This is a genomic window from Novosphingobium sp. (assembly GCF_019748365.1).
In the GTDB taxonomy this organism is placed as follows: Bacteria; Pseudomonadota; Alphaproteobacteria; order Sphingomonadales; family Sphingomonadaceae; genus Novosphingobium.
Map to the genome: position 1 here is coordinate 24,539 of NZ_JAIEPN010000200.1, position 6,075 is coordinate 30,613.

The 6,075-nt window shown below is 65.4% G+C and carries 6 protein-coding genes; all 6 read right to left on the reverse strand.

Features of this window, described 5'->3' with window-relative positions; all coding sequences use genetic code 11:
- Positions 1 to 40 precede the first annotated feature (40 nt).
- Entirely contained in the window at positions 41 to 601 is a 561-nt protein-coding gene (phaR, locus tag K5Q19_RS21360) for a polyhydroxyalkanoate synthesis repressor PhaR (protein ID WP_292949414.1), read from the reverse strand.
- A gap of 88 nt (positions 602 to 689) precedes the next feature.
- Positions 690 to 1,748: an alanine racemase gene (gene alr, locus K5Q19_RS21365; RefSeq protein WP_292949417.1), complete on the reverse strand. Its 1,059-nt coding sequence runs from the start codon at positions 1,746 to 1,748 to the stop codon at positions 690 to 692.
- Positions 1,738 to 3,363, reverse strand: coding sequence for an MFS transporter (locus K5Q19_RS21370; protein ID WP_292949420.1), 1,626 nt, complete (start codon positions 3,361 to 3,363; stop codon positions 1,738 to 1,740). Before K5Q19_RS21370 ends, alr begins: the two co-directional genes overlap by 11 nt.
- A gap of 168 nt (positions 3,364 to 3,531) precedes the next feature.
- Entirely contained in the window at positions 3,532 to 3,951 is a 420-nt protein-coding gene (locus K5Q19_RS21375) for an iron-sulfur cluster assembly scaffold protein (RefSeq protein WP_292949423.1), read from the reverse strand.
- Positions 3,948 to 4,571 carry a CvpA family protein gene (locus tag K5Q19_RS21380; protein WP_292949426.1) on the reverse strand — a complete coding sequence of 208 codons (624 nt, stop codon included), beginning with the start codon at positions 4,569 to 4,571 and terminating at the stop codon, positions 3,948 to 3,950. The genes K5Q19_RS21375 and K5Q19_RS21380 overlap by 4 nt, the downstream gene beginning before the upstream one ends.
- Positions 4,572 to 4,582: 11 nt before the next feature.
- Complete coding sequence (gene radA, locus K5Q19_RS21385) at positions 4,583 to 5,950, reverse strand: DNA repair protein RadA (protein WP_292949429.1); 1,368 nt, start codon at positions 5,948 to 5,950, stop codon at positions 4,583 to 4,585.
- Between the last annotated feature and the right edge of the window lie 125 nt (positions 5,951 to 6,075).

Consider the following 6,075-nt stretch of genomic DNA (forward strand, 5'->3'; position numbering starts at 1 on the left):
TTCGGGCAATCCTCGTATCGCGAGGATTGCCCGACCTTGCTCAGCTGGCGAGCTGGTCCAGCTTCTTTTGCATGTCAGCCATCTGCTTGCGCAGCGCGGCGAGCTCATCGTCAACCGGCGCCGTCGCGGCCTTCTCGGCCTCGGCCGCCTGAACGGCCCCGGGCACGAAGGCTGCGGTGGCGGCCTTGAACAGCTCCATGTTGCGCTGCGCGATCTGGGCCAGCGGATTGGCGCCGATGCTGTCCTCGATCGCCTTTCTCAGCTTGGCCTGGTTCTCGCGGAAGTGCTCCATCGAGGCTTCAAGATAGCTGGGAAGAAGCGCCTGCATGGAGTTTCCATACATGGCAATCAGCTGGCGCAGGAAGCTCGTCGGCAGCATCTGCTCGCCGCTGGCTTCTTCTTCCATGATGATCTGTGTCAGGATCGTGTGCGTCAGATCGGCACCGGTCTTGGCATCCAAGACTTTGAATTCAATGTTTTCCTTGACCATCTGCGCGAGGTGGTCAAGCGTGATATAGCTGGAGGTGCGCGTGTTGTAGAGCCGCCGGTTGGCGTACTTCTTGATTATGACGGTATCGCCGTCCTTAGCTGCGTTTGCCATTTTCTTGTGCGCCCTGTTGGGATTATGCAGCAGCGTTTAGCAGATGCGGTATGTGCAGCGCAATAAATCTTGGGCGGATAACAACAATTCATTCGCTGCGGTCAAATCGACGTCCGAGCAGCGTGAGCAGTTCGTATTGCGACAATCCGCTCGCGGCAGCGGCCTCAGGCAGCACGTAATCCAGCCCCAGCCAATCGCCTTCTCCGCAGTTTTCTGCGGTAGAGAGGTCAACGATTGTCATATCCATCGAAACACGCCCGAGTACGGGCAAGCGCCGACCTTGCCACAGCACATGCCCGCGGCCAGACCAGCACCGCAGGTAGCCGTCGGCGTAACCCACAGAAATCACGCCCACTCGCATCGGCCCCGGCGCAACGAACGTCGCGTTGTACCCGACCGATTCGCCGGCAGTCAGGTCCCGCACCTGGATCACCGCAGCTTCCGGCCAGGCCACTTGCGCGATCTGCCCGGCGAGCTCGCCGCGCGGCACCCCGCCATAGAGCGCAAGGCCCGGTCGGGTCAGATCGAAGTGATAATCACCCCCCAGCGCGATCCCGGCGCTGTTGCACAAACTGTAGTGCTGCGCCTGCACAGCATTCCTTACCTCGCGGAACCGCGCGAGCTGCGCCGCATTCTGCGCACAATCCTCGTCCGCGCTCGCCAGATGGCTCATGCACGTCTCGATCTCCAGCGCGCCAACCGCTTCGTCGCCGATCTCGCCCATGGAAAGGCCGAGCCGGTTCATTCCGGTATCAACCATCAGGTCGCAAGGGCCGCCACCGGTATCCAGCCAGCGCCGCACCTGCGCGAGCGAATTGAGCACCGGCCGCACGCCCAGCGCCCGCGCATAGGCCGCTTCGGCATCGGTCATCGGCCCATGCAGTACGGAAACCTGCGCCGCGGGCACAAACCGCACCGCCTCCGCCGCTTCCTGCCAATGCGCAACGAACCAGTCGCGGCATCCCGCCGCCGCCAGCACCGGCACCGCCGCCGTGACGCCCAGCCCGTAGCAGTCAGCCTTGATCGCCGCCCCGGTCCGCGCCGCGCCGGACAGCGAATCAAGCGCGCGCCAGTTCGCAGCCAGCGCCGCGCTGTCGAGCCGCAGCCGCAGCGCAGCGTGAGGCGGCGGCACTGCGTCAGGCATCATCGTGGGCAAAGTCCTTCGGCGGACCGCCCTTCAGGCCCCAGATACCGACAAGGAACGCCACCAGCACCACCACCCACGTGTACCACAACCCGGCATAGGGATCGCCGGTCTTGGCCACGATCAGCGCCGAGATCAGCGGCAGGAACCCGCCGAGATAGCCCGTGCCGATGTGATAAGGGATCGACATCGAGCTGTAGCGGATGCGCGCGGGGAACATCTCCGCCAGCACCGAAGCCGCCGGGCCATAAGTCGCCCCCGTCAGCGCCATCAGCACGACAAGGCCCAGTACGATCACCGCGCTGCGACCGAAGTCCGGCTTCACCTTGGCAAAGTCATACCCCGCATCGCCCAGCATGGCCTGCAACACCTTGCCGCGCGCCGCGCTCTTCTCGGCCCAGGGATAGACCTCCAGCGCAGCCGGCTTGGCACCGATGGTCATGGCCAGCACCGGCCCTTCGCCCAGCGTATAGCGCACGCCCGAAGCGGAGAGATCCGCCAGCAGCTTGCCGCAATTGGTCGCCTGCTCCGCCGCGAACGGATTGTAGCCGCAATCGGGCCCGCTCACCGCCACCGGCTCGCGCCGCGCCATATCTGCAAGGCCCGGGTTGGCCGCCGCGCCGATCATCCAGAACACCGGGAAGACCAGCACCAGCATGGCAAGATAGCCAAGCACGATCGGCAGCTTGCGCCCGACCTTGTCCGAAACATAGCCGAACAATACGCTGAACGGCATGCCGATCACACAGGCGAGCCCCACGATCAGTTCGGCGGTCATGTCGTCGACCCGCATCGGCCCCTTGAGGAACGACAGGCCGGTAAACATCGCGGTGTAGAAAATCACGGTGAGCCCTGCCGCCACCGCAAACAGCGCCACGAACAGGCGCTTGGCATTGCCGGGATAAGTCATGCTCTCGATGAAGGGATTGCCGGCGATCTCGCCGCTGTCCTTCATCGCCTTGAACACCGGGCTTTCCGAAAGCTTGAGCCGCATCCACAGCGAAACCGCGAGCAGGGCAAGGCTCAGCAGGAACGGCACGCGCCAGCCCCAGGCTTCCCAGATCTCCTTGCTCATCACGCCCTTGCACACCAGCACCACGGCAAGGCTCAGCACGAAGCCGCCCACCACGCTCGACTGGATGAAGCTGGTGAAGAACCCCCGCCGCTCCGGCCCGGCATGCTCCGCCACATAGACCGCCGCGCCGCCATACTCCCCGCCAAGCGCCAGCCCCTGCAGCACGCGCAGCAGGATAACGAGCGCAGGCGCCACATAGCCGATCTGCGAAGCCGGCGGGATGAGCCCGACGCCTGCCGTGGCAATGCCCATGAGCGTCACGGTGACGAGGAACGTGTACTTGCGCCCGAGCTTGTCGCCCAGATAGCCGAACAGCACCGCGCCCAACGGGCGGAAGCCGAAGCCCACCGCGAAGACGAGCCAGAACAGCAGCATTTCCAGCGTTGCATTGCCGGTGGGGAAGAAGGCCTTGGACAGGATCGCGCCCAATGTGCCGTAGATGAAGAAGTCGTACCACTCGAACACGGTGCCGACCGACGAGGCCGCGACCACGAGGCGGATTTCCGCGGCGGTCGGTTCGGGTGCGCCATTCACCTCATGCATGCCCAGATTTTTCCCATCCCCGTCCGGAGCGCTTCACGAGTGCCCGTCACATTGCCTTGAAGGGATGGGCTGTAGCGAAGCCGAAGCCGCCGGGAAAGTGCGCCAGGTCAAAGAAAATCGCCCATTATCATCATTGCGAGGGGCAAGCCGGCCCTGGGCATTCCACCTTCAGCCCAGTGCCGCCAGCGCGGCATCCCACGCCAGCATGATCGCGCCGTGGCGCGCCGGGTATCCGAGTGCCGGCTCGACGAGCGCGATACCCGGCCAATCCGGCATGGCGCCGGTCCCGGCCAGCCAGTCCGCCAGCGCCGCGCGGGCCTCGGCAATCTGCTCCCGGCTGCGCCCTTTTGCTGCGCTGGCAAAGGCAAAGGCGGCGGCCTGTCCGATGGCACAGGCATGCGGGCGCAGGCCAAGTCCGCTGATCCTGCCGTCGGCATCGACCGCCAGACCCAGCGCCAGCGTGCTGCCGCAGCGCCGCGAACGCGCCTCTCCGCGAAGGGAAAGGCGCTCGTCCCACGGAAAATCGGCCAGCGCAGTCGCCGCGCCCAGGATTTCCGGCGTGTAGAGCGTGCGGGCCGGCGCGGTCATTCGCCGTTCGCCGCCTTGCTGAGCCGCCGTTGCACCTCGCGCCGCGCCGCCTTTCTGGCCGCGTTGCGCGCCGCCGTCTCGAGCTCGTTCTCCTTGTCGGCCTCCGCCTTCTTTGCCGCCTTGGCGGCTTCCTCACGGCGGCCGTCGATGATCGTCATCAGTTCCTCGCTCGCGGCATTGAGGAACGGATAGGTCCGCGCCGCGGTGATCCACGTCGGCCGGCCATCGGGGCCCCAGACAATGTCATACCCGAACACCAGCAGCGAGAAGCCGAGGACCATGATGACAAAGCCCTTGATCGCGCCGAAACCGAAACCGAGCACCCGGTCGATCGGCCCCAGCACCGAATTGCGGCTCGCGCTGCCGATCGAGGACGCGAGCATTTTCGCGGCGAAGTAGGGCACGATGGTCAGGATTCCGAAGGCCAGCACCCCCGCGCCGGTCTCGTTCTTGAGAGTGGGCGCCAGCAGGTGCGTCAGCGGCTCGTGGCCATAGCGTATGGCAAACAGCCCCACGCACCACGCGAGGAGCGAAAGCACTTCCTCGACAAAGCCGCGAAAGAACCCGCCGATCGCGCAGACCGCAACGATCAGGAAAACAACATAATCGAAGCCGGTCATGGTCGCGAAATCTAGGAGCCGCCCATCACCCGGTCAACAAGGTTCGGCAAAAGGGTGATCGGCGCATAATGGATCCCCGGCACGTTCTCCTGCGCGCCGGAGGGGCCATGCGCCTTGTCGAAGCCCAGCTTGGCCGCCTCGCGCAGGCGGATCGAGGCATGCGCCACGGGCCGCACTTCACCGGCGAGCGAAATCTCCCCAAACCATGCCGAAGCGCCCGACAAGGGCCGGTCCGAAAGCGCCGAGATCAGCGCCGCAGCCACCGCAAGATCGGCTGCCGGATCAGTCAGCCGATACCCTCCAGCGACATTGAGGTATACTTCCGCGCTGGAAAAGTTGAGCCCGCAGCGCGCTTCCAGCACCGCGAGCAGCATGGCAAGCCGCCCTGAGTCCCAGCCCACCACCGCGCGGCGCGGCGTCGCCCCGCTTTGCAGCCGCACCGTCAAGGCCTGGATCTCGACCAGCACCGGCCGCGTGCCTTCCAGCGCCGGAAACACCGCACTCCCCGGCACCGGGCTCTCGCGCCCCGAAAGGAACAGCAGCGAAGGGTTGCCCACTTCCTCAAGCCCCGCCCCGGCCATGGCAAACACGCCGATCTCGTCCACCGCGCCGAAGCGGTTCTTGAGCGCGCGCAGGATGCGGTACTGGTGGCTGCGCTCGCCTTCGAAGCTCATCACCACATCCACCATGTGCTCCAGCACGCGCGGGCCCGCGATCGTGCCGTCCTTGGTCACATGCCCCACCAGCACCAGCGCCGCGCCACTCGCCTTGGCATAACGGATCAGTTCGAATGCACAGCCGCGCACCTGGCTCACCGTCCCCGGCGCGCCTTCGATCTGATCCGAATACATCGTCTGGATCGAATCGATCACCACCAGCGCCGGCGGGTCCATCGTGTTCAGCGTGGTGAGGATATCGCGCACCGAAGTCGCTGCGGCGAGCCGGATCGGCGCCCCGCCGAGGCCGAGCCGGTCCGCGCGCAGCCGCACCTGATCCGCCGCTTCCTCACCGCTGATATAGACCGCATCGCCGCCCGCCGTAGCGACCCGCGCCGCTGCCTGCAGCAGCAAGGTCGATTTGCCGATCCCCGGATCGCCGCCCATCAGGATCGCCGAACCCGGCACCAGCCCGCCGCCCAAAGCTCGGTCGAACTCGGCCAGCCCCGTCTTGCGCCGCTCGGGCAGCTTCACCGGCTGATCAAGCGCAACAAAAGCTACTAGCCGCCCGCCACTGGAGAGATCATGCTTGGAGGAAAACACCGTCTCCGGCGCATCCTCCTGCAAGGTGCTCCATTCCCCGCAATCGGGGCACTGCCCTTGCCAGCGGGGCGAAACCCCGCCGCAAGCCTGGCAGACATATCGGCGTTTGGGTTTGGCCATGCCACAGGCCTAATGCGAACATAGCGGGAACGCAAGTCCCGCTACGCAGCTAGACTCGTTTTCAGATTGATTGAATCGCGAGGGATTCCCAAGCGTCGCTGTTTCTGATTCAACCTGCTGGCTGG